At 56.6% G+C, this 23,421-nt stretch carries 14 protein-coding genes; 7 read left to right on the plus strand and 7 right to left on the minus strand.

The window, feature by feature from the left end; translation table 11 throughout:
* Positions 1–445 precede the first annotated feature (445 nt).
* Positions 446–883 carry an OmpA family protein gene (locus K0H80_RS04050; protein ID WP_220073191.1) on the minus strand — a complete coding sequence of 146 codons (438 nt, stop codon included), beginning with the start codon at positions 881–883 and terminating at the stop codon, positions 446–448.
* Between the two features lie 322 nt (positions 884–1,205).
* On the opposite strand from K0H80_RS04050, the gene ohrR reads away from it, so the two are divergent.
* The 4 genes from ohrR to chrA all read left to right on the plus strand — a co-directional run bounded on the left by ohrR (position 1,206) and on the right by chrA (position 5,487).
* On the plus strand, positions 1,206–1,673 hold the full coding sequence (ohrR, locus tag K0H80_RS04055) for a transcriptional regulator OhrR (RefSeq protein WP_258406169.1): 468 nt from the start codon (positions 1,206–1,208) through the stop codon (positions 1,671–1,673).
* Positions 1,674–1,706: 33 nt separating this feature from the next.
* Positions 1,707–2,948, plus strand: a complete 1,242-nt coding sequence (locus K0H80_RS04060; protein ID WP_220073193.1) for a glycerol-3-phosphate dehydrogenase/oxidase — start codon at positions 1,707–1,709, stop codon at positions 2,946–2,948.
* Between the two features lie 42 nt (positions 2,949–2,990).
* On the plus strand, positions 2,991–4,130 hold the full coding sequence (rlmC, locus tag K0H80_RS04065; protein WP_220073194.1) for a 23S rRNA (uracil(747)-C(5))-methyltransferase RlmC: 1,140 nt from the start codon (positions 2,991–2,993) through the stop codon (positions 4,128–4,130).
* 148 nt (positions 4,131–4,278) lie between these two features.
* Positions 4,279–5,487, plus strand: a complete 1,209-nt coding sequence (chrA, locus tag K0H80_RS04070) for a chromate efflux transporter (RefSeq protein ID WP_220073195.1) — start codon at positions 4,279–4,281, stop codon at positions 5,485–5,487.
* Between the two features lie 34 nt (positions 5,488–5,521).
* On the opposite strand, the gene K0H80_RS04075 is transcribed toward chrA, so the two are convergent.
* Genes K0H80_RS04075 through K0H80_RS04090 form a run of 4 tightly spaced genes read right to left on the minus strand, consistent with a single transcriptional unit; the run spans position 5,522 to position 8,679 of the window.
* Positions 5,522–6,760, minus strand: coding sequence for a sensor histidine kinase (locus tag K0H80_RS04075; RefSeq protein ID WP_220073196.1), 1,239 nt, complete (start codon positions 6,758–6,760; stop codon positions 5,522–5,524).
* The gene (locus tag K0H80_RS04080; RefSeq protein WP_220073197.1) at positions 6,757–7,461 is read right to left on the minus strand and encodes a response regulator transcription factor; all 705 of its coding nucleotides are present in this window, start codon (positions 7,459–7,461) and stop codon (positions 6,757–6,759) included. Before K0H80_RS04080 ends, K0H80_RS04075 begins: the two co-directional genes overlap by 4 nt.
* Positions 7,458–7,853 (minus strand): DUF3019 domain-containing protein, encoded by a 396-nt coding sequence (locus K0H80_RS04085; protein WP_220044365.1) that lies wholly within the window; start codon positions 7,851–7,853, stop codon positions 7,458–7,460. Before K0H80_RS04085 ends, K0H80_RS04080 begins: the two co-directional genes overlap by 4 nt.
* Positions 7,843–8,679 (minus strand): MipA/OmpV family protein, encoded by an 837-nt coding sequence (locus tag K0H80_RS04090; RefSeq protein ID WP_258406170.1) that lies wholly within the window; start codon positions 8,677–8,679, stop codon positions 7,843–7,845. The genes K0H80_RS04085 and K0H80_RS04090 overlap by 11 nt, the downstream gene beginning before the upstream one ends.
* 753 nt (positions 8,680–9,432) lie before the next feature.
* Here K0H80_RS04090 and K0H80_RS19795 point away from each other — a divergent pair.
* A complete protein-coding gene (locus K0H80_RS19795) occupies positions 9,433–14,550 on the plus strand; it encodes a S8 family serine peptidase (protein WP_220073199.1) in 5,118 nt (1,705 codons plus the stop codon).
* A gap of 306 nt (positions 14,551–14,856) precedes the next feature.
* Complete coding sequence (locus tag K0H80_RS04100) at positions 14,857–16,521, plus strand: methyl-accepting chemotaxis protein (RefSeq protein WP_220073200.1); 1,665 nt, start codon at positions 14,857–14,859, stop codon at positions 16,519–16,521.
* A gap of 121 nt (positions 16,522–16,642) precedes the next feature.
* On the opposite strand, the gene fdhF is transcribed toward K0H80_RS04100, so the two are convergent.
* Together fdhF and K0H80_RS04110 are read right to left on the minus strand one after the other, a co-directional pair.
* Positions 16,643–20,875: a formate dehydrogenase subunit alpha gene (fdhF, locus tag K0H80_RS04105; RefSeq protein WP_220073201.1), complete on the minus strand. Its 4,233-nt coding sequence runs from the start codon at positions 20,873–20,875 to the stop codon at positions 16,643–16,645.
* Positions 20,876–21,140: 265 nt separating this feature from the next.
* Positions 21,141–22,121 (minus strand): pentapeptide repeat-containing protein, encoded by a 981-nt coding sequence (locus tag K0H80_RS04110; RefSeq protein WP_220044373.1) that lies wholly within the window; start codon positions 22,119–22,121, stop codon positions 21,141–21,143.
* Positions 22,122–22,310: 189 nt separating this feature from the next.
* Here K0H80_RS04110 and prfB point away from each other — a divergent pair.
* Positions 22,311–23,409 (plus strand): peptide chain release factor 2 gene (prfB, locus tag K0H80_RS04115; protein ID WP_186300663.1). Its coding sequence is split into 2 segments (ribosomal slippage): positions 22,311–22,385 and positions 22,387–23,409, totalling 1,098 coding nucleotides; the frame shifts between segments, so codons are not numbered across the junction.
* Positions 23,410–23,421 lie beyond the last annotated feature (12 nt).

The raw sequence follows: 23,421 nt of genomic DNA on the forward strand, positions 1-23,421 counted from the left end.
AACGCGTTTTGCTCTAGGCGCATGCTGTGCGGCATAGTTATTCTATGTAAATAGCAGGCAACACAGCGCAAGGCGCGTTTAGATGAACCCTTCGGGCAGCTTGTGTAGGCCATTTCTACTGCGTTATCGCCCGCTCATGTAGAATAACTACACTACACGGACTCTGTCTTGTATAAATGGCCTACAGAATGCTGCAAAAACAAACAGGAAAGATCAACAGACCCTAGGGACAGTTTACTGCGGGCGCTGGGGGAGACTAAGTTTATGTTTAAGATTTGCAACGCAAATCTTGAAATGTACAGGAAGTGTTAACTGGCGCGGATTTTTGTCTATCGTCAAGCTGCCGCCTCGCCAATTTTGAGGGAGGCGACCTGTCGACTAGAACCTGTTTAGCAGGGGCGTGATTAGCTAAGGCTTATTGGCTACAGCTTACCCCTTGAGGCGCTTACTTTAACTGGTGACGGCTGGGGTCTACCGTGCTGGCGATGGTGGTTTCGCTCTCGCCCTGCTGACACCAGTGAAGGCTCAGGGTACGGGTATCTTCCTTGCTGGCCGTCAGCAGCTTAGTGACTACAGGCTGGTTGTAGTCGGCCTTGGTCAGGAAGGTCTTGACCCGTTCGATGCGGCGGTTGGCGAGCCAGAGGTTATAGTCTCTGATCTTCTTATCTGTCTCGCCCTTATAGAGGGGAAACTCCAGCAGCAGGTAACCGCTGTCGGCTTGAGTCTTCTTTATCAGCGACTGCAACTGTTTGGCATATCGGCTATCGAAGTAAGAGCTGTTTTTCTCAAAGGGAATGTCGCCAAAGCTGATGTTTTGCGGGCAGGCGGCACTGGCTTGGGCGGCAAAGAGAAATGACAACATCACTAGCAGCAATTGCTTCATAGTGAACACCTCCATTGTGTTTTTTAGTGTATCGAGCTGAATAGTGGGGGGAATTTAGGGGATTATCGCTCGAAAAGCAACCATCTTTGTTGGTGGAAAGGTGCGGAAATTTCAGCCTTTTTGAGTATTTAACCTAGCGTCAGGATTCAGTCGAGCCGCATCTAGATGGTTTTACTTAACTATTTGATTAAGTCTCTGTAAAGATGACAGATTATTGACTAACTATGCAGTAAAAAATTTTTTTGATAATTTTTCACTTTGGCCTGCGCATGGCGTAAACTTGGTAAAAGTTGTGTGCAATTTAATGATGGCGATCCAATTCATGAGTCAACCCACGAGCCAAGATATTCAGCCTAATCCCCTGGCCCTCGAAAACCAGGTCTGCTTCTCGCTTTACAGCGCCGCCAATGCCATGGTGCGTGCCTACCGCCCCTTGCTGGAGGCGTTGGACTTGACCTATTCCCAATATCTGGCGATGTTGGTGTTGTGGCAGGAGCCGGGGATCAGCGTCAAGACCTTGGGTGAGCAGCTGCACCTGGACTCTGGCACCCTGACGCCTCTGCTAAAACGACTGGAAAGCAAAGGCTTGGTGACCAGAGGTCGCAGCGAAGCCGACGAGCGGGTGCGGGTGTTGCAGCTGACCGACGCAGGCCGTGAGCTGCAGCAGCAGGCCCGGTCGATCCCTATGCAGATGCGCTGCAAACTAGGGGGTGAGCCCGAAGAGTTTATTGAGCTCAAGCGCCTGTGTGACAAGGCCTACCGTTATCTGGATGCGGCGAGTCAGGGTTAATCTAATTAGATTCATAAAGCGAAAGGATGCGATATGCAAGCAGTGGATTTAGTGGTGATTGGTGGCGGCATAACTGGGGTGGGCATCGCCCAGTGTGCCCAGGCCGCCGGCTACTCTGTGGTGCTGCTTGAGAAGGATAATCTGGGCGAGAAGACCTCATCGAACTCCAGTAAGTTGATCCATGGCGGCCTGCGTTATTTAGAGTCGGGCCAACTCGGCCTGGTGCGCCAATCTCTGAGTGAGCGCAAGGCGCTGCTGACACTGGCGCCCGAGCTGGTCAAGCCTGTGCCTTTCTATATTCCCCTCTACCGTGGCAGCCAGCGCGGCCCGCTGGCCATTCGGGCCGGGCTGAGCCTGTATGCCTTGCTGAGCGAGCTGGATCCCCTGGGCCAGTTTCAGTCTGTGCCGGCCAGTCGCTGGAGTGAGCTGGCCGGTCTCAAGCTTAAGGGGCTGCGCGCCGTGTTTCGTTACTGGGACGCCCAGACCGACGATGGCGCATTGACTCGCGCAGTGGCCCAGAGCGCCAGGCAGTTAGGCGCCGAGCTGCTTACCCAGGTCAGCCTTGAGCAGATAGAGCACAGGCCTGACTCCTGTATCGTCAGCTTTAGCCATAAGGGTGAAACGCGGCGACTCAGCAGTCGCTGCGTCATTAATGCCACTGGGCCCTGGGTCAATCAGACGCTCGAGAGGGTCATCCCTAAGGTGGAGGTATCGCCGGTGGAGCTGGTGCAGGGGAGTCACCTGGTGCTGGATATCCCCGCGCCCAGCGGCATCTTCTACCTGGAGTCTATCTTCGATAAGCGAGTGGTGTTTGTCATGCCCTGGCAGGGTAAGACAATGATAGGCACCACAGAGACACCCATCGATGCGGTGGACGCGGCAGGTGTGACGCCGGCCGAGGAGGCTTATCTGCTGGGGATCTATCGCCACTACTTCCCTTTGAGTGAGAATGATGGCGCGCTCGAGGGGCGCATCACAGGGCGATACTGCGGCGTGCGCGTGCTGCCCAAGCAGGGCGGCGAGGCGTTCGACCTGCCCAGGGATACCATGATGCTGTCGCGCGATACTCATCCCAACCTGCTTACCGTCTATGGTGGCAAGCTGACCACCTTCAGGCACACGGCTAAGGAGGCACTGGCCTGGGTCAAGAGTCGCCGCGGGCCCAAGCCGATACGTGCCGATGTCGATAAGTTGCGCCTCACTCCCGTGACAGATGAGGCGCCATCAAGCGAGTCGCCCACGGTGAAAGGTGATTTTTCTCCTCAAAAAGGCTAAAGTAGGGCGCCTTTTTTAAGCCAAGTTGCGAGCAAACCATCCGTGAAGTGTGCCTATTTCGATGCTAATCAGTGTCTTTCCTGTCGTCATCTCAACACGCCCCTGAGTGATCAGGTGGCGGCGAAAACGGCGACCCTAGAGGCATTGCTCAAGGATCTGCCGGTGGAGCAGTGGCTTCCTCCCGTGGTGGGGCCTGAGAGCGGTTTTCGTAACAAGGCCAAGATGGTGGTGTTGGGCGCCGCCCATCAACCTATATTGGGGCTGGTGAGCCCGAGCGGCGAGGCGGTGAGCCTGTGTGATTGCAGCCTTTATCCTCAGGATATGCAGCAGTTGCTGCACCGATTAGAGGCGTTCGTGCGCCAGGCTGGCATCCCGCCCTATAGGGTCGATAAGGCCAAGGGCGAGCTTAAATTTATCCTGCTGACCCGCAGTCAGGTACGCGGCGAGTATATGCTGCGTTTCGTGATGCGCTCAGAGCAGGCCATTCCCCGCATCGAACGTGAACTGCCAAGGCTGTTAGCCGAGTACCCTGAGATCAAGGTGGTGTCGGTGAATTTGCAGCCCGTACATATGGCTATTTTGGAAGGTGAGGAGGAGATCTTCCTCACCGAGGCGACTCGGCTGGAGGAGGAGTTTAATGGCGTGCCCCTCTACATTCGTCCTAAGAGCTTCTTCCAGACCCATCCCGAAGTGGCGGCCAAGCTCTACCTGAGCGCGCGAGATTGGACCCGTGAGCTGGCGCCTAAATCGATTTGGGATCTATTCTGCGGCGTCGGCGGTTTCGGCCTGCACTGCGCCTCGAAGGATGTGGCCCTGACCGGCATAGAGATCGAGGCCGAGGCGATCGCCTGTGCCAAGATGTCGGCCGAGACGCTGGGGCTTGATAAGGTACGCTTCACCGCGCTGGACTCGACCAGCTTCGCCAGCAACAGCCGCGGCGAAGAGAAGCCGGAGCTTATCATAGTCAACCCGCCCAGACGCGGTATCGGCGAGGCCCTGTGCCACTCCCTGAGCGAGTTTGCCCCTAAGGCAATTCTCTACTCCAGCTGTAATCCCAAGACGCTGGCCAAAGATCTACATTGCATCTCAGGCTACCGGGTGACCAAGGTGCAGCTGTTTGACATGTTCCCCCACACAGATCATTTCGAGGTGCTGGTGATGCTGCAACGCATCGGCGAGTAACCGCTGAGTCTCAATTATCGAGTCTCTATACGTCTGTCATCAGACGGTCACCTGTCTGTCATAATCTAATTAACCTGTATTTCAAAAGGCTGCGCGCAACTTAGCGGCGTGGCCAATTCTCGGCTCAGGCTTGACGGAGGATGACAACTTGGGTGAGGTATTTAAGCAGTTTCTGCTCCTGGGGCTGATGAGTTTCGGCGGGCCGGCGGCGCATATCGGGTATTTCAAGCGGCGCTTCGTCGATGATCTCGGCTGGCTGGACGCCGAGCGTTTTGGCGCCATAGTCGCCATGAGCCAGGTGATCCCCGGGCCGGGCTCGAGCCAGGTGGGTTTCGCCATCGGCCATCACAGGGCGGGACTTCCCGGTGCGCTTGCTGCCTTCCTTGGGTTTACCTTGCCCTCATTTCTGCTTCTCTATCTTATGGCGGTGGCTAGCCTGAGCTGGCTGGATACCAGCTGGTTTCAGGGGCTGATCCATGGCCTCAAGCTGATGGCGGTCGTGGTGGTGACGGATGCCGTGCTGAGCATGTTTAAGCAGTTCTGTCGTCGTGGCGCCACCCGGCTAATTATGCTGCTCTGCGCCTCGATCACCCTGTTTGTCGGCACCCTGGCCAGCCAGTCAGGCCTGTTGATCTTGGCCGCAGTTGTCGGCGCCGTCTGGCTGGCACCATCGGCGCTTCAGGGCATAGATCAGGATGCTGGGCGGCAAGGCGCGAAAGGAGGAGAGGGCGGCGCTGTCGATACCTTACGGCCCCAGATGCTGCCGCTTATGCTGTTTATCCTGCTGTTTGGTCTGTCGCTCTTCTGGCTAGGGACTGGCCATAGCCTGTCTCAGCTGTTTGCCCAGTTTTATCAGGCGGGTGCCCTGGTGTTTGGTGGCGGTCATGTAGTGCTGCCGCTGCTTGAGGCCAGTGTCGGCCAGCAGCTGACCAGCGAGCGGTTCCTGACGGGCTATGCACTGGCTCAGGCGGTGCCTGGCCCCATGTTTACCCTGGCAGCCTTTCTCGGCGCCGAATCCTGGCTGGAGTCGCCGCTGCTTGGGGCCCTGGTAGCGACACTCGCCATCTTCCTCCCGGGATTCTTGCTGCAACTCTCTTTGCTGCGCAGCTGGCATGGCTTGATGGGGCGGGCGAGATTTCGCGGCGCCATCATGGGACTCAACGCCGCCGTGGTGGGCCTGCTGCTGGCGGCGCTTATCTCGCCTGTGATAGCCAGTGCCATCCTCGCCTGGCCCGATGCTCTCTTAGTACTGATAGGACTGGCCTGGCAGCTGCGTTATCGGCCCAGCATTCTCATGCTATTGCTGGGCTTCGCGCTGACGGGGATGCTGCTCGGCGTGCTGGGTGGGCTTTCTTAGGATGAGACAAGTTTAACGCAGCGGCGAGCCGAGTCTATTTTGCTGGCTGATTGCGCCAGACCAGGGTGAGGCTGGCGCCGCCGAGTTCATCTGACTTTGCCACCTCTAGCCGGCCCTGATGCCAGATGGCGATCTTGCGTGCTATGTAGAGCCCAAGGCCATAGCCCGAGCCGTCGGACTGTTCCTTGTCCCTTGCAAAAGCGGCCAGCAGCTGTTTGCCTTTGCCTTCGAAGCCTGGGCCATCATCCTCTACGGTTATCTGACACAGATCGCTGTCGCAGCGAAAACGCACCTGGATGTTTTGCTTGGCGAAGCGCAGGGCGTTCATGATCAGGTTTTGGGTGGCTATGCTCATTGAGCTGGTATCGAACACCGCAAGCCTGTCGTCGGCAATAAAAGTGATGCCTATCTTGTCCTGGTAGAGGGCAAACTTCTCCTCTAACTGGTCGAGGAAGGCCTGGGTGCTCACCGCCTCTTTCTTTATCTGCGCCTCCCTGTGTTCCAGCTTGGCGAAGGAGAGGTAGTTGTTGGCCAGCTGTTCTATCTCGTCGATATCGGCGTTGAGTCGCTGCCAGTATTTCTCATCCAGCTCCACCTTACTCAGCTGCAGCGCGAAGCGCATGCGCGCCAGAGGCGTCCTGACCTCGTGGGAGATGGTGCGCGACAGCTCCTTGTGCATCTGCAGGAAGTCGACGATTTGCACAGTCACCTCATGGAACACCTTGGCCAGGGGATAGATGGCCGATCGCTTGTTGATCGTCTGCTCCATCTTTCTCGGGTTGGCACCAAACTCCACGGCGGATGCCTGCAGCTGGGAGAGATCCCGAAACAGGGGCCAAATCAGCAGCAGTGCCAGACAGCCCAGGCTGGCGTAGAGGGCGAAGATGATAAGTTCTGTGGGCACCGCCTGAGTGGGCTTGCGCAGCACAGGGCCGAAGGCGATCACCTTGGCCGGTTCTTTGTTGTTTGGATCGCTAATCTCGGGGGCCTGGCGATAATAGTAGGTCTTGCCGCCGCTCAGGGTGAGGGCGATGGTTTCGCCGCCATCCAACTTATCGGCCAGGTCCTGGGGTAGCGCCAGTTCATCGCGGGAGAGTTGGCGGATCAGCACGCTGCTGTCCTCCTCGCTCAGGCCGCGAAACACGCTATCGACATCTATCTGGTAGGACTCCACCTGATGCTGCATGGCGCCGTGGATCTCGCTGAAAGACCAGATGATCAGGGCGCTGCTTAAGATCAGCAGGGCATAGAGACGGTAGAATTGAAACTTCATCCCTTGTCCGAGAGCTGGGGCTGATAGTTAAACAGATAGCCCTGGCCATGCACCGTCTTGATGGTGAGGCCGTCTATCTGATAGCTGTCTATCTTCTTTCTCAGGCGGCTGATCTTAAGATCGATCGCCCGGTCCAGGCCATCGTAAGGACGGCCCACATACTGCTCGAACAGGTATTCGCGGCTGAGCACCTTGCCCGGATGCTGGGCGAAGATCCATAACAGGTCAAACTCCTGGGTGGTCACCTTCTGTTGCCGATCGCCTATGGTCAGCTGTTGGTGGGTATGATCTATGGTGAAGTCGTGCAGGGTGACGCTCTGAGGAGGCGCCTCATTGGGGAGCTTTCTCAGGTTGGCTTTGATTCGAGCCACTAAGAGTTCGGGGTTGACCGGCTTGACGATATAGTCGCTGGCGCCCAGCTCTAAACCCTTTATTTGTTCCTGCTGGCCGTCGAGGGCGGTCATGAAGATGATCACACACTGGTAGCGCGCCTGTAGCTCGGCAAACAGGCTAAAGCCGTCGCTGTCGGGCAGCATGATGTCGCAGATGATGAGATCGAACCTTAGATCGGCGGGCAAATTAGCCACCGCCTGGGCCGATTCGCTGTGGGTCAGGTCGAAGCCTTGCTGTGTCAGGTAGAGCAGGGTGAGCTCCGCCAAATCCAGATCGTCTTCAATCAGGAGAATCTTAGGTTTGCTCATAACAGGTTCCAGTTGAGTCCTCGTCGTTTGCGGGTGTTTACGGGCTGATAGGTGGCGATCTGTATGGTCACCTCATCGAGCACCTTGTTGTTGAGATCTTTGATCAGCACCTGGGTATCCTTGGTGAGCGTCAGCTCAAGCAGGTGATCCACGCTAAGGCGATCGAAACACTGCTCCGGGGCTTCCTTAAGGGCTATCCAGATACAGGTCTGCTCCAATGCCTCGAGTTTGTAGCTGATCTTGAGCGTCATGTGGCAGGGCGTGCCGGCCTCGAGAACCGCGCAGGTCTTGGGCTTAATATTGACCTGAGTGCTATTGGCCTGGCAGTAGAAGCTGGTGGCCAGGGCCAGCAGTAACATGCACTGTATCAGCTTGATGGCATTAGAAGGCATAGCTGACTCCGATGAACCCTGACAGGTATCCATCCTTCTCTATCATGCGGTTCTTAGTGATCTCGTCTCCTAACCAAGTGTAGGTGATAATGGCTACAAAATTAATGTCTTGCCACAGGGGCACATTGACGACGCCGCTGGTGTGGTAGTTGATGGCCGCCGACTGAGGTTGCTGCACCCGGCTGCGGCCCAGCTCCTCCTCGGTGAAATGGTAGTAGTAGCTGATCAGCTGGCTGCTCTTGCGGATCGCGCCTACCTCGAATCCCAGGGCACCCCAGGAAAATGCCATGCTCTTCTTGGCCTTGAAATGGATCTCGTTGCCCTGATGGACGCCGCTGATGTCATGAAAATAGCCCAGGGTGAAATCGCTGTAGGGGGTGAGCCAGGTGGTGCTCAGTCCGCCGAGATAGGAGATGTTGCGTTCGATCGGCACCTCGGGGATCGCCGGGCCGAATATCGGCTGCTTGTTGGGTTTAAAGCCGAGAATGTCGCTTAGGAAGACCTTGTTCCAGCCGTCGAGTTCGAAGAAGAAGCCATCTTCGTTCAGACGGGTCTGCAGGTCGACCAGCAGGCTATCGGACTCATACAGGCTGTAGCCCAGAGTGAAGTTTTCCACATAGAAGCGGTCGTCATAGTAGGACCAGCTAGGCAGGGCGTAGGTGGTGATATCGTCCGACTTGGCCCTGGGGTTCTCGATTCCGCCATAGCCTAAGGCGAGGGTGAAGTGAAATTCGCCCGTGATAATGTCATCTATCTGCTCTTCGGCCCTAGCCTCGCACAGGAAAAAAACCGTGAGGAAAATAAGACCGGACAAGAGGTACTTCATGGCCTTCATCCACATCCCGAAACTGAAATTAGCATCTAAAACCATCTCAGGTTAAAAGTCTGTAAAAATATATATAAGTGTACAAAATGCTACATGCCTTGGAGAGATTTTTCGAGTAGAGGCTTTGGGTTAGCTCACATCGAATCTCCAACAGCTGCCGCTTGCCAAATTTCAAGCTTGGCAATTTGAAGCTTTGAAAATATGCGCTATCGCTTTGCTGGCATCCTTACTCGACACCAGTGTTCGAGATCAGTGCTCGACATCAGAGTCATCCGGTCGATATTTTTCACTCATGATGAGTCCACTGGGCGACTCGCGTTTATTGAATGAATAATCATGCTTCAACCACTTAATGCCGCCTGAGCATAACATCATTTTGCTATGTCGCAAGCATAGGGCTAAGCAGGTGATGTTCCTCACCTGCCAATCGCTTATGGTCTGCTCCGCCTCACTTTGTAGCGACTTTGTTATCATGCATTGTTTCGAGTGATTTTCGCGAATGACGTATTACTTGATTGTTTTTAAGTGACTTTATTTGCTTTTGAAGCTTGTTTGATAACGCTGGTCTGACCTGGAATAAGCCAAAAACACCGAGTGTTAACCAAATGTTTGTTTTTTAACAAAACTACAAAATGCTACACCAAAGCTATCCACCTTAGTTAAGCCATCATGATTATATGTTAGTCCGCTGGTGAATAAGTATGCAAACAACAAGCTTCATCAGGGCATAACTACAAAAAAGGTGGAAGTTCCATGAAGGTGAAAACATTAGTAACAGCCGTGGCAGCCGCACTCTACAGTGCCGGTATGGCCCATGCGGCGATACAGCAGGCTAAGGTCGAAAGACTCGAGCCGCTGAAGATCACCGCCGAACAGGCGAAAAAACTCAATGCCGCTAGCACGCAAGAGGTTAACCTGTTGCAAAATGATGGCCTGAACGTTCAGATCAGCCATCAGAACCAGAAGTTCGTTGCCGAAGAGGGACTGACTGGTGAGCACGTCTACATCGTCAGACTCTATCAGCAGCCTTTGGCTCAGGCGGGCGCTAGCCTGCTGGCTCAAGGCGGCGCCGAGCGTAGTGCTGTCAAGGCTAAGCCCGGTGAGGCTAAGTTGTTTGTGGCCGGTCAACCGGTTAACCGCGAGATCAAACAGTACCGCGATCAGCTGCTGAGCAAGCAGCAGGCGGTCATCTCTGAGCTGTCGGCTACCTTGGGCGATCGTCCTGTGCGTCAGCAGTTTACCAATGCGGTCAACGGTTTCTCTATGACCATGAGCCAGGAGGAGGCGCAGCGTGTTTCTCAGATGGCAAGTGTCGCCTCTGTTCGTCGCTCTAAGACTTATGACCTGCTGTCCGATGTTGGCCCTGAGTTGATCGGCGCCGACAAGATCTGGACAGGTACTGTGACTGATTCGGTTCCCTACAAGGGGGAGAATGTGATCGTCGGTATTATCGATACCGGGGTGAACACAGACCACAGATCTTTTGCCGATGTGGGCGACGATGGCTATGACCATCAAAACCCATGGGGGGCGGGCCAGTACGTAGGTGACTGTCTCAAAGAGGGCTTCGAGGGCATGTGTAACGACAAGCTTATCGGTGTGCGCTCATACCCAGTGATCACAGATTTTTTCACCAGTGGTGAATATGGCGATACCCGCCCAGCCGTAGGTGAAGACTACCAGGGCCACGGCTCTCACGTGGCCTCAACCGCCGCGGGTAACGTGCTGCTGGATGTGGACTTCGTTAATCCTGCGCCAGGCGCGGTTAACGATGGTAGCGTAGTCAAAGAGGCACTCTTCCCGCGCATGAGCGGTGTGGCGCCTCACGCCAACATCATCTCTTATCAGGTGTGTCACCCATCGAACGAACTCAACCCAGGCTGTCCGGGTGAAGCCCTGATCGCCGGTATCGAAGATGCCATCAGCGACGGTGTCGATGTAATTAACTTCTCTATCGGTGGTCAGGATTCTCACCCATGGAGCGACGACGTCGAGCTGGCCTTCCTGTCGGCTCGCGAAGCCGGTATCTCGGTTGCGGCTGCGGCCGGTAACTCGGGTCAGCCTCAGGGATATAAAGAGTATTTCGGTGCCATCGACCATGCTTCGCCTTGGTTGATGAACGTGGCGGCGAGCACTCACTCTCGTGAGATCTTGGTTGAGACCAAGCTGGTCGATCCTATGGGTGGCGATGAAGCACCACGCTGGAGCGAGATCGTCGGCGGCGCGGTAAATACCAGCTCGGTAACGGGTATGGTGGTTAAGGCTAGCGACTATGGTGACGAGTATTGTGGTGAGCCGTTCCCGGCTGGCACCTTCGATCTGACCGACGCCGATGGCAACCCGACCGATGTGATCGTGGTGTGTAAGCGTAACGATCTGAACGATCCTAACGGTATCGCCCGTAGCGCCAAGGCCAACAACATCCTGGCCGGCGGCGCCGATGGCATGATCATGTACAACTACGCCAATGCCGACAGCATTGTGGCGACAGCAGCCTATTCTGTGCCAAGCATACATATCACCAAGCAGGAGTGGGATGGTCGCTGGGACAACGGCATGTCGGGTTACGGCCTGAGCGACTGGTTGGCCAAGGGCAGCAACCATATGCTGACCATCTCTGAAACCACGATCGATCGCGACCTGGATCCTGAGCGCGCCGACTGGTTGGCTGCCTTCTCGTCACGCGGTCCTAGCCCATCGACCCCAGAAGCCCTGATCCCTGCGGTTGCGGCCCCTGGCGTTAACATCTACGCCGCCTTTGCCGATGAGCATCCATTCGTCTCTGGCGGTTCGTCAGGTGATTTCGCCTTCCTCAGCGGTACCTCTATGGCCTCGCCACACGTTGCCGGTGCCATGGCGCTGCTCAAGCAGGCCAAGCCGAGCTGGAGCGCTACCGAGATCCAATCTGCGCTGGCGATGACGGCGGAGAACAAGGTGCAATATCACAGACTCAACGATGAGAACGGTGATGTGGCGCTGGCATCGACCTACCGTGCCGGTACCGGTCGTATCAACGTGGCTAACGCCGCTAAGGCCGGTTTCATCATGGATGAAACGGTTGAGAACTTTAAGGCTGCCGATCCGCAAAATGGCGGTGCGGTGCACAAGCTGAACATTCCTCAGCTGGTGAACTTCGAGTGTAAGCCACAGTGTCAGTGGATCCGTACCATCAAGGCGACAACCGCCGGTAGCTGGAGCGTGACCCATGACGACGTGATGAACTGGGCCTTCGACTCTCGTTCACAGATGGCGCAGAACGGTGTGTCTATCAAGGTGACCCCAAGCGAGTTTAGCCTGGAAGCGGGCGAAACCATGGATATCGTGGTCGAGGCCTCGATCATGGATACCCAGGATTGGTTCAGCAACGCGGAAGTTGAGCTGCACTCTAACCTGATCTTCACCGAAACCAGCGGCGCGGCGTCTGAGGCGCACTGGCCAGTGGTGTTCAAGTATGACAAGAACGGCATGCCAGGACGTCTGGCGGCAACGGCTCACCGCAATGATGGCAATGCGATCATTAAGGGGATCAGTCTGCCGGAAGGCGACAACATCCAAGGTCGTATCTTCGCACCTGTTAAGGCCGACGTGAAAACCATCACGCTGCCGAAGGATAACGATGGTAGCTTCCCTTGGAGCAGCAATGCCGATCAGAGTGTGCCGATGGAAGAGCGCTTAGATGAGGCGACTCACGTGGAGATGATTCAGGTGCCGGCTAATGCCCGTCGTCTGATGGTCGAATCGTTCGGCACCACAGAAAGTGGTCTGGAAGGCAGCCTGGATAAGGGCAACCTGCTGGTTTACGTGGGTAAGGACTACAACGGCAATGGCAAGGCGGATCCGTTCGAAGAGCTATTGTGTGTCTCTAACCACATCCAGTACGACAACTTCTGTAACATCAACCAGCCGGAAGAGGGCCAATACTGGGCAATCTTCTACAACCCAAGAAAGGGCTCGGCGCAGAACAACTACCACGACTTCATGGAAGAGACCTTCCAGTTCGCGACAACGGTTGTGACCGACAATGTCGCCTCAGACATGAGCGTGGACGTGCCTGCCAGCAATGGTCAGGAGCCGGTCGATATCCAGGTGAACTGGAACCTGCCTGAGATGGTTGAGGGCGATGTTTACTACTCACTGATCGATTTTGGTACCTCAGAGGTCAACGCCGGCAACATAGGCAAGGTCGCCTTCAAGCTTGAGCGTGGTATCGATGACGTGCATCTGGATGTACCGCAAACCGGTGCCCATCTGGGTGAGCAGGTGCCTTTCACCTTCGAGGTGCAGCCTAATGACAGCGGCGCGGATCGTGCCTTCACCATTAGTGCCGACATCCCGGCAGGCCTGAGCCTGAATGTGGAAGATGTACTGACCTCGTCTAAGGCGATTGTGACAGACATCAGCCTGGAAGAAGGTAAGCTGACCATCAGCGGTGTTCAACCTAATACCGCCGATCAAGCGCCTAGCTACAATGTCACCACTAACCTGGAAGACGCCATGTGTCGCACGCCAGACTTTGGTAACAAGAATCCGGGTGGTTATGTGGATCTCGAAGAGTTCCGTATCTATCCGATCTTCAGCGGCTTCGCGCCGGTGGAATACGATGCCAACGGTCGTGCCGTCAATGGTAAGGACAACAACATCCTGAGCCGCAACGGTATCGTGCTGCCAATCGATGTGATCTTCGGTGGTCGTTATGACAGCTTCCATCTGTATAACAACAACGAAGAGCTCAATGTTGCTAAGCAGAACGCCCTGGATATCCATGCACACGGTATCGTGTCGCTATGGGAAGGTCAGCCTTTCTTCTTCCCATACCATGACATCTTCCCGTATCAGAGCTTCCCATACGAGTCGATCGGCATGATGTGGCGTGGCTTCGAGGCGCTGGATCCAAGTGCGCCTAAGGCTATCTTGTCGGCGCCACTGGTTAACAACTTCAGCGAGCGTTCGGGCATCTCTATCGCCAGCACGCAAACCGGTTGGGGTATCCTGGAATACGATAACGCGCGTACATACCTGCCTGCGGGCCGCGATGCAAACCGCGTCTATCAGTGGCAAGAGCTGGATGACAGATTCGACTTCGAGCTGATCTTCAACGTCAACACCCGTCATGGCGACGGTGAGTACGAGATGATGATGGCCTATGACAATCTGGACTTCGGTAGCCAAGACGGCCGTGGTTCTATCGGTATCCAAGGCTTCAAGGGCGGCGTCTATGCCTATGGTCCGCTGAGTGCCTACCTGGGTGAGCAGTTTACCTATGGCGAGTTGGATAAGAAGCTATCTGACGGTCTGGTGATCTGTTACGACTATGTAGGCCCTGAGTCTTCGCAGTTCGAGGTAACCGCCTGGACTCGTGTGAAAGACAATGCCGCTGGTCAAGACCTAACGGTTAACGCCGTGAGCCAGGTCGAAGGCATGGCCGACATCAGCATGAGCCACACAGTCAGTGTTGCCTCTAACATCACCCTGGGCACTATCGCCGACCAGAGTGTGGCAGAGAACACTAGCCTGGAAGGCATCGCCGTGATGTACGCCGATGAGCAAAACAGCGTGAACCAGATCACCGTTACCGGTGAGCACATTACCGCTGTGGTCGATGGCCATACCTCAGGTAGCGAAATCACCATCACGCCAGAAGCCAACTTCTACGGCGAAGTGGAAGTCACGGTTACCGTGAGCGATGTGGAAAACCCAAGCGATGCGGCATCGACCAGCTTCATGCTGACCGTTGAGTCTGATGGCGTCGAGCCACAGCCAGAGCCAGAAACTCAACCTGAAGTCGAAGAGAAAGACGACGGTGGTGCGCTCGGTTTCGCGGCCCTGATGTTGCTGATGTTTGCCGGCCTACGCCGCAAGCTAGTACGCTAATCGGGGTAAGGTGTCAGGTGGTTTGCTATTGAGCCGCCTGATACTAAGCCAGAAAGTGAGTGCGTAAAATCGGTGCTTAGTCATCGGAGTGATACCTAAGCACTATTTGTTAGCACAAACCAATTACTGAAGTGATTGCCAGTATTCCAGGGATGGAATGCTGGCTTTTTTTATGTTAGGCGGAAATTTCCGGCAAGTTGGCTAAGATTATTGATCTACTACAATTTATCTAGCATTAAGCACTGACACTGGTACTTTTTAGCTATATTTTACTTACAAATGTAATAAACCCTGTTGGAGTGGAACATGTGGCAATTAAGAATGAAAAATAAGCTGTTGGTATTTGCTCTCCTGCCCCTGATTTTGAGTTTTCTCTTCTTAGTTTCAATCACCTATAACCTGGAATCTAACTCCCTCGAAGAGAATATGTCGACCTTCAAGGCGAGTCTCTATAGTGAACGTAAGGCGCAGCTAAAGGATCAGGTCGATATCGCCCTGGATATCGTCGAGCATCAGCTCTCCCTGGGGGCGGCGGGCGATGTGAACAAGGCGCTGCGTAATGTGCGCTTCGGCACCGCCGGTTACTTCTTTATCTACGACTTTGACGGCTTCAACCGTTTCCACGCGGTCAAGCCCGCGCTGGAGGGCACGGCGCAGATCGGCATGACAGACCCTAACGGTAAGAAGATAGTGGTCGGCCTGATTGATGCCGCCAGAAGCGGCGATGGCTTCTTCAACTATGACTACTCCAAGCCCGGGGTTACCGGCCTGGTGCCAAAGATAGGCTACGCCGCTACCGTGCCGGGTAAAGATTGGATCTTGGGCACAGGTGCCTACACCGATGATATCGACGCCCAGGTGGAGAGCTATCGAGAGGTGATGACCAAGCACATGAACGACAAGGCGATGATGATTCTGCTCTTCGCCCTGGTGCTGGTGGCGATCACCGCCGTGGTGATGCTGGTGGCCGCCCAACGCATGGTCAACCCGATTCACAACATGGTGCAGAACCTCGAAGATATCGCCAAGGGTGAGGGGGATCTCACCAAGCGCCTGGACGTGCAGGGCAGCGATGAGATCGCCATGTTGGGCCGCGCCTTCAATCAGTTTGTCGATAAGCTGCAGGGGATCATCAAGGATGTGGCCAGGGCCACCGTCGAGGTGAAGAGCGGTGCGGATAACATCTCCTCCCAGACCGCCGCCATGGCGCAGCAGCTGATCAGCCACAACAACGAGACGGATCAGGTGGTTACGGCGATCACCGAGATGTCGGCGACCGCCTCCGAGGTGGCCATGAGTACCACTCAGGTAGCCGAGGCGACCCAGGCGGCCACCCAGGATGTGGGCAACGCCCAGGAGTGTGTCGACAGCTCGCTGCATGAGGTCTCGACCCTGATGGCGGAGATCGATATGGCAGCCGGACATATCAACTCCCTCAACGAGCAGTCACAGAAGATCAACAGCGTGCTGAGTGTGATAGGTGGCATTGCCGAGCAAACCAACCTGCTCGCCCTCAACGCCGCCATCGAGGCCGCCCGCGCCGGTGAGCAGGGTCGCGGCTTCGCCGTGGTGGCCGATGAGGTGCGCAGCCTGGCCAGCCGGACACAGGCCAGTACCTTAGAGATCAACGAGATGTTGTCTGAGCTGCATAACCTGGTGTCGCTGGCGGTGAGCAGCATGGAGTCGAGCCAGCAGAGCTGTCATCGCTCGGTGACCTCGTCGCGGGCGATCTCCGATAGCCTGGGGGCGGTGACCTCGGCGGTGACCTCGATCAACGACATGAGTACCCAGATCGCCACGGCGGCCACAGAGCAGAGTTCGGTGACCGAGGAGATCAACCGCAACGTGTTTGCGATTCAGGAGATCGTCAACGAGCTGCTACAGGCCAGTAACAGCGCCTCGGACACCAGTCAGGGACTGGCCAACGAGGGCCGTAACCTGGATACCTTGGTAGGCCAATTTAAGGTGTAGTCAGTTTAAGGTGTAACGGGCAGTTTAAGGTGTAGCAGCCTGCTCGAAGCATCAAGTTGCTAAACAATAAAGAAAAAGGCCACAACATGAGTTGTGGCCTTTTTCACTACCTCAGCTTGTCCTAAGGCCAGCAGATCGCCTCGCTGGCCTTCTCGACCCTGACGGCGCAGATCTTAAACTCGGGGATCTTGGCCACAGGGTCCAGCACATTGTTGGTCAGCTTGTTAGCCGCCGCCTCGGCAAAGTGGAAGGGCAGGAAAAGCACTCCCGGCTGGGCGCGGCGCGTGACGAAGGCGGCGATGTTGATGCTGCCGCGCCTCGTGGACAGAGTCAGCACGTCGCCGTTGTTCACCCCCAGACGGTCGGCGTCGATGGCCGACATCATCACCCTAGGCGATCCCAGGGTATTGAGGCCGTCCGTCTTACGGGTCAGGGTGCCGGTGTGGAACTGCTCCAGCAGGCGCCCGGTGGAGAGGGTGAAGGGGTAATCTTCGCAGGGCAGTTCGGCCGGCAGGCGGTAGCCGACGGGAGTCATCTTGCCGAGCCCGCGGGTAAAGCGCTCTCTATGCATCAGGCGGGTGCCCTCATGGCCAGGCTCGGGGCAGGGCCAATGCTTACCCAGCAGGCCTTGTGGCGTGCTGGGGTCTGTGTTCTGCCATTGGATGCCGCGGTACTGGGGCGTGACGCGGGTCAGCTCCTGCCAGATCGATTCTTCATCCTCATAGCGCCAGGCGGCGCCAAGGGCCTTGGCGATATCTGTGATGATCTGCCAGTCGCGGCGGGCTAGGCCTGGGCTGTCGATCGCCGCCTGCAGGCGCTGCACCCGGCGCTCGGTATTAGTAAAGTGGCCTGGCTTCTCGGCGAAGCTGGCGGCTGGCAACACCACATCGGCCAGCTGGGCTGTCTCCGTCATAAAGATATCCTGGACGATCAGCAGCTCGGCCGACTCCAGCCCTTGCATCACATGAGCCTGGTCGGGATCGCTCAGTACAGGGTTTTCTCCCATCACATAGAGGGCCTTGAGCCTGCCGTGGGCCAGGCCGTGCATCATCTCGGTGGCCGCCAGGCCTATCTGATCCGGTAGCCACTCCTGCTGCCAGGCTTGTCTGAAGGCGGCTTGCACCTCGGGGTCGGTGACCTTCTGGTAGCCGGTGAAGTAGTTGGGCAGGGCGCCCATGTCACAGGCGCCCTGGACATTGCTCTGGCCCCGCAGCGGGTTGATCCCCGCGCCCTCGACCCCTATGTTGCCGCACAGCAGTTGCAGGTTGGCGATGGCGGTGACATTGTCGTGTCCCGAGGTGTGCTGGGTGATCCCCATGGCATAGTAGATGGCGGTCTTCTCTGCTGTGCCTATCATGCGGGCCAGCTGGGCTATCTCCTCTGCGTCGACGCCTGTGATCTTGGCGGCGTTACTCAGGCTGTAGTCGTCCTTCATCACCTCGGCGCGAAGTGCGTCGAATCCTTCGACACGGCGACTGATGTAGTCGCTGTCGTGCCAGCCCTGCTTGATGATCTCCTGCATGATGGCGTTGAGCAGCATGACGTCGCTGCCGGGGCGGTGACGCAGGTAGAGCTCGGCGCTGTCGGCGATGCTCACCCGTTTGGGGTCGGCCACCACCAGGCGGGCGCCGTGTTGGCTCACCGCCTGTTTGATCTTAGAGGCGATGATGGGGTGGGCGGCCTCGGTATCCGAGCCAAGGATGAAGATGAGATCCGAGGATCTGATCGACGGAATATCATTGGTCATGGCGCCGCTGCCAAGGCTTTCTTGCAGGGCGGTGACCGTCGAGGCATGACACAGGCGGGCGCAGTGATCTATGTTGTTGGTGCCGATAACGCTTCTAAACAGCTTTTGGAACAGATAGTTATCTTCGTTGGTTGCCTTGGCTGAGGCCAGGCCGGCGATGGTGTCGCCGCCATGTTCTGCCTTGATGCGACCCAGCTGGGTGCCTATGTAATCGATCGCCTCATTCCAGCTGACCGGTACCAGCTCGCCATCTTTGCGCAGCAGCGGCTGGGTCAGACGTTGCTGGCTGTTGATGAAGTCGAATCCGAAGCGGCCCTTGACGCAGAGCATCCCCTCGTTGACCTGGGAGCGGTTGTCGCCCGATACCCGTTTGATCTCACCTGTGACGGGATCGCTATGGATGATGACACGGCAGCCTACGCCGCAGTAGGTGCAGACGGTGGAGGTCTGTTTTAGCTCATGTTTAACCCCCTGACGCTTGTCTCTGGCATCGGTTAGCGCCCCTGTGGGGCAGACCTGGACACAGTTACCGCATTGGACGCATTGGCTGTCGGCCATGGTGGCGCTGAATCCGGCGCGAGGCGCCTGACGGCTGTGCGAGGCGGCCATCTCCTGGGGCAGGGCCAGATAGCTGTCGGGCTCGAAGCAGATCGCCTGATGGCCAGACTGCTGGCGGCACATGGCGACGCAGGCGCCGCAGCTGATGCAGCGGTTGGGGTCGAAGTTGATAAAAGGCGTGCTGGCATCTTGGGTAAAGGCGCGGTGGCCCTGTTTATCGAGCGCGGCGCCATCGACACGGTACTCGGTGGCGTAGTCGCGCAGGGCACATTCAGTGTTGGCCTGACAGCCACACTCCAGGCAGCGGGCGGCCTCGAGCATCGCCTCCTCATCGTTGAAGCCGAGTTCAATCTCGTCGAAATTATCTAGGCGCTTGTTGATGGCCAGTTCCGGCATCTTGGCCTTGGCCTGTAGCAGACGGGCCGGGAAGTGACGGCTGTCTGGCTTCTGCTCATCTTGCTTCTGGGAGTTGAAGGGCGCGGGTGTCAGCTCACAGCTCAGCTCGCCGCTCAGCAGTTTCTCGATGGCATTGGCGGCCTTGCGACCATCGGCCACCGCGGCGACGGCCGTGGCAGGGCCGGTGCGCGAATCCCCGAGTACGAACAGCTTCTCTACTCCACTGGACATAGTATGTTCACAGCCGGAGAAGGTGTTCCAGCGGGTCAGGGCCACCTCGCCGGTGGAGAGTTGGCTCTCTGGATGCTCGAGGAAGGTCATGTCCGGGGTCTGGGAGACGGCCGGGATCACAGTATCGAACGCCTCGGTGAAGGTCTCGCCCGTGGCCTGGGGTGAGCGTCTGCCGGAGGCATCGGGTTCGCCCAGGCGCATCTTCTCAAAGGTGACGGCATTGATACGGCCGTTGGCGTCGCCGTGGTTTTCGATGGGGTTGGTGAGGAAATAGAAGCGCACGCCCTCATGTTCGGCCTCCTCTATCTCATAGACCTCAGCCGGCATCTCGTCGCGGGTACGGCGATAGACCAAAGTCACCTCGGCGCCCTTGCGCAGCGCGGTACGGGCGCAGTCGATGGCGGTGTTGCCGCCGCCGATCACCGCCACCTTCTTGCCCGTTTGGTAGTTGTTGTCTGTGCAGTGGTCCTTAAGGTAATCCACCCCCAAGTAGCAACCTTCGAGGTCTACACCCGGGTAGTTCATGGGCACCGCCTTCTGGGCGCCGATGGCGAGACAGACAGCGTCGAATTGGCTAACCATCTCCTTGAGGTGGATGTCGCGGCCGAGACGAGTTTCTGTCTGTATCACTAGGCCATTCTGACACAGTAGGTCTATCTCTCTGTCCAGGATCTGCTTGGGCAGACGGTACTCGGGGATACCGTATCTTAGCCAGCCGCCCGCCTTAGGCATGGACTCGAAAATGGTCACCTCATGGCCTGAATTGGAGAGGTAGTAACCCGCGCTGATCCCCGCCGGGCCACTGCCTATGATGGCGACGCGTTTGCCGGTAGCGGGCGCCTTGGGCGGCACATAGGTGTCTTCACTGTCCAGATCCAGGTCGGCGGCGTGACGCTTGAGCTGACGAATGGCCAGGGGCTCATCCAACTCGCCGCGGCGACAGGCCGATTCGCAAAAGGCCGGGCAGACACGGCCGATAGAGAGCGGTAGCGGCAGAGTCTGTTTGATCACCTTGACCGCTTCCTTATGGTTGCCCTGGGCGATATGCAGCAGATAGGACTGCACGTCTACGCCGGCGGGGCAGGCCTGTTGGCAGGGGGCTTCGCAGTCGGCGAAGTGGTCGCTCAAAAGGTGTTTCAGCGCCGCCTGGCGGCGTTTGCTGAGGGCGGCCGAGTGAGTGATCACCTCGAGCGGTGCCTCGACCTGTGTCTTACAGGCCTTGACTGTGTGGAGGTCGCCCTTTTCGTCTCGCACCTCGACATAGCAGAGGTTGCAGTCTTGCTTGCCCGCGAGTTTGTCGTCCAGTTGCTTGCCCAGATGACATAAATTAGGGATCGCTATGCCTGCGGCCTTGGCACAGGTGAGCAGATTTTCGCCCCGGTTGGCTTTGACGACTTGGCCGTCGAAGGTGAGTTCTATCATGGTAGGGACCTTTTATTAGAATCTAAGCTTGAGCTTGGCTACCTTGGTCTCGTCGATGATTTTTTATGGACTGCCTATGGGTAAAGAGGCTTATCGTAAATTAGCGAAACAAGGTTTGCTTGAGTATACCCAGAGGCTTTTTCACCACAGGTCTTAGTAGTGATTTTTTGTGCTGCATTTGCAGTGCTGCTCACAAATTGCGCTGAGTTTGTTGGCTCGCGCCGTGGCGGAATTGGCGTAATTTGAGGTGGATCACACTCCACCCTTAGCGGGTCATTTTCTTAACGAACACCACCACGAACAGGGCGATGGTAAAGCTGCCGGTGAAGGCCTCGACGGCCGCGATGGCGCGGGAATAGCCTATGGGGGTGAAGTCGCCATAGCCTAGCGTGGTGAAGGTGACGACCGAGTAGTAGATGCAGTTGAAGAAGAGCGCCAGGTTGGTGGTGAGATCGTTTTGCCAGTTGAACACATGGATATTGCCGTCATAGTTGAGGCCGGTAAACAGGTAGAGCAGGGCGCAGACGAAGATGAGCCCCATGGAGAAGCCGATCACCCGGGTGGGGGCCTCGCCATAGCCGCAGAAGATGTCGATCATCTTGGAGAGGATGCGCGAGTAGCTGTATTTGGGCATCTGATGGCGGCGCATGGTGAGTTCTTTACGCAGGTAGTCGCCGCCCATGGCAAACAGGCCTTCGCGCTCGGCGGCCTTACGCAGATCCCGGTAGATCTCCTCGGCCTGTTCGAAATAGTCGAGGGCGATCTCGTTTTCGCCCACTCTCTCAGCCTCGTTGGCCAGACGTTCCTGCCTGAGGAGCTTGCCGGTATTGATGTTCTCTATTTTGGCGCCGTTCCACTTGATCCCTAAGAGGTTGGTGCCCACCAGATTGGCGCAGTGAACATTGGCCTCGCGCAGATCGGCCTTCATCAGGCTGGCGTGTTGCAGGTTGAGGTTAAACATGTGCGCGCCCTGTAAATTGGCGCGATACAGCTCGGCGTGGCTCATGTCGAAGCCCGTCTTCTGATGGTGTCTCACCAGGTCGATGCCGGGCAGGTTGGCGCGCTTGAGGGAGATGCCCCGCAGCATGCCTCCGTTGCGGGCGAAGGCCTCCAGACGGGCGACATCTTCCGGCTTATCTTTAATGATTTTAGGATCATGCCAATAACAGAGCCCGGAGGCTTCGGCCGGCTCGGTGCAGGAGAAACCTTCGTCTTCGTGATAGCAGCATTGGTTCGTCTGTTTCATATTGAACAGTATAGCCAGCCTGCCGAAAAGGGGCGGGGATTCTCCCCGCTGCCGGAGCCGGGCAAGAATGGCGTTTTTTGCGATGAAATTCGCTCAATTAGCACTGCTTCGCCCCTATGCGAAAAGGGACGATTGCGTTAAAATACCGCGTTTGCATTCCTGCCAATCGAATTTTAAGTAGAAAGAGTCATGTTTGAAGTAAATCCGGTTAAATTTAAAATCAAGGAGCTGGCCGAGCGCACCCAACTTCTTCGGGGGTATCTTTGACTACGATGCCAAGAGTGAGCGTCTAGAAGAAGTCAGTCGAGAGCTAGAGAGCGCCGACGTTTGGAACAATCCCGATAATGCCCAGGCCCTGGGTAAAGAGCGCGCCTCCCTTGAGGCCGTGGTCAAGACCATAGACGATATGGACAGCGGCCTAGAGGATGTGGAAGGCCTGCTGGAGCTGGCCGTCGAAGAGGAAGATGAAGACACCTTCAACGATGCCAACAGCGAGCTGGCTGGTTTAGAGAAGCGCCTGGAAGAGCTGGAGTTCCGCCGCATGTTCTCGGGTCCGAACGACGCCTCTGATTGCTACCTTGATATTCAATCGGGTTCTGGTGGGACCGAGGCTCAGGATTGGGCCAACATGGTGCTGCGTATGTATCTGCGCTGGGGCGAAGCCAAGGGCTATAAGCCTGAGCTTATCGAAGTCACCGACGGCGACGTCGCCGGCATCAAGGGCGCCACCATCAAGTTTACCGGCGAGTACGCCTTCGGGTCGCTACGCACCGAAACCGGGGTACACCGTCTGGTGCGTAAGTCGCCGTTCGACTCCTCAGGTAAGCGTCACACCTCGTTCTGCTCTGTGTTTGTCTATCCGGAGATCGATGACTCTATCGAGATCGATATCAATCCGGCGGATCTGCGCATCGACGTCTACCGCGCCTCGGGCGCCGGTGGTCAGCACGTTAACCGTACCGAGTCTGCGGTGCGTATTACCCACTTGCCGACCAATACCGTGGTGCAGTGTCAGAACGATCGTTCACAGCACAAGAACAAAGACACGGCGATGAAACAGCTGAAAGCTAAGCTGTTCGAACTGGAAATGCATAAGCAAAACGCCGAGAAGCAAGCCGCCGAAGACGCCAAGTCTGATATCGGTTGGGGCAGCCAGATCCGCTCTTACGTGCTGGACGATGCCCGTATCAAAGATCTGCGTACCGGCGTGGAAAACCGTAATACCCAGAGCGTCCTCGACGGCGATCTGGACAAGTTTATTGAAGCTAGCCTGAAATCTGGCCTTTAACGAGAGAAGAAG

This window comes from Shewanella aegiceratis, assembly GCF_019457495.1.
In the GTDB taxonomy this organism is placed as follows: domain Bacteria; phylum Pseudomonadota; class Gammaproteobacteria; order Enterobacterales; family Shewanellaceae; genus Shewanella; species Shewanella loihica.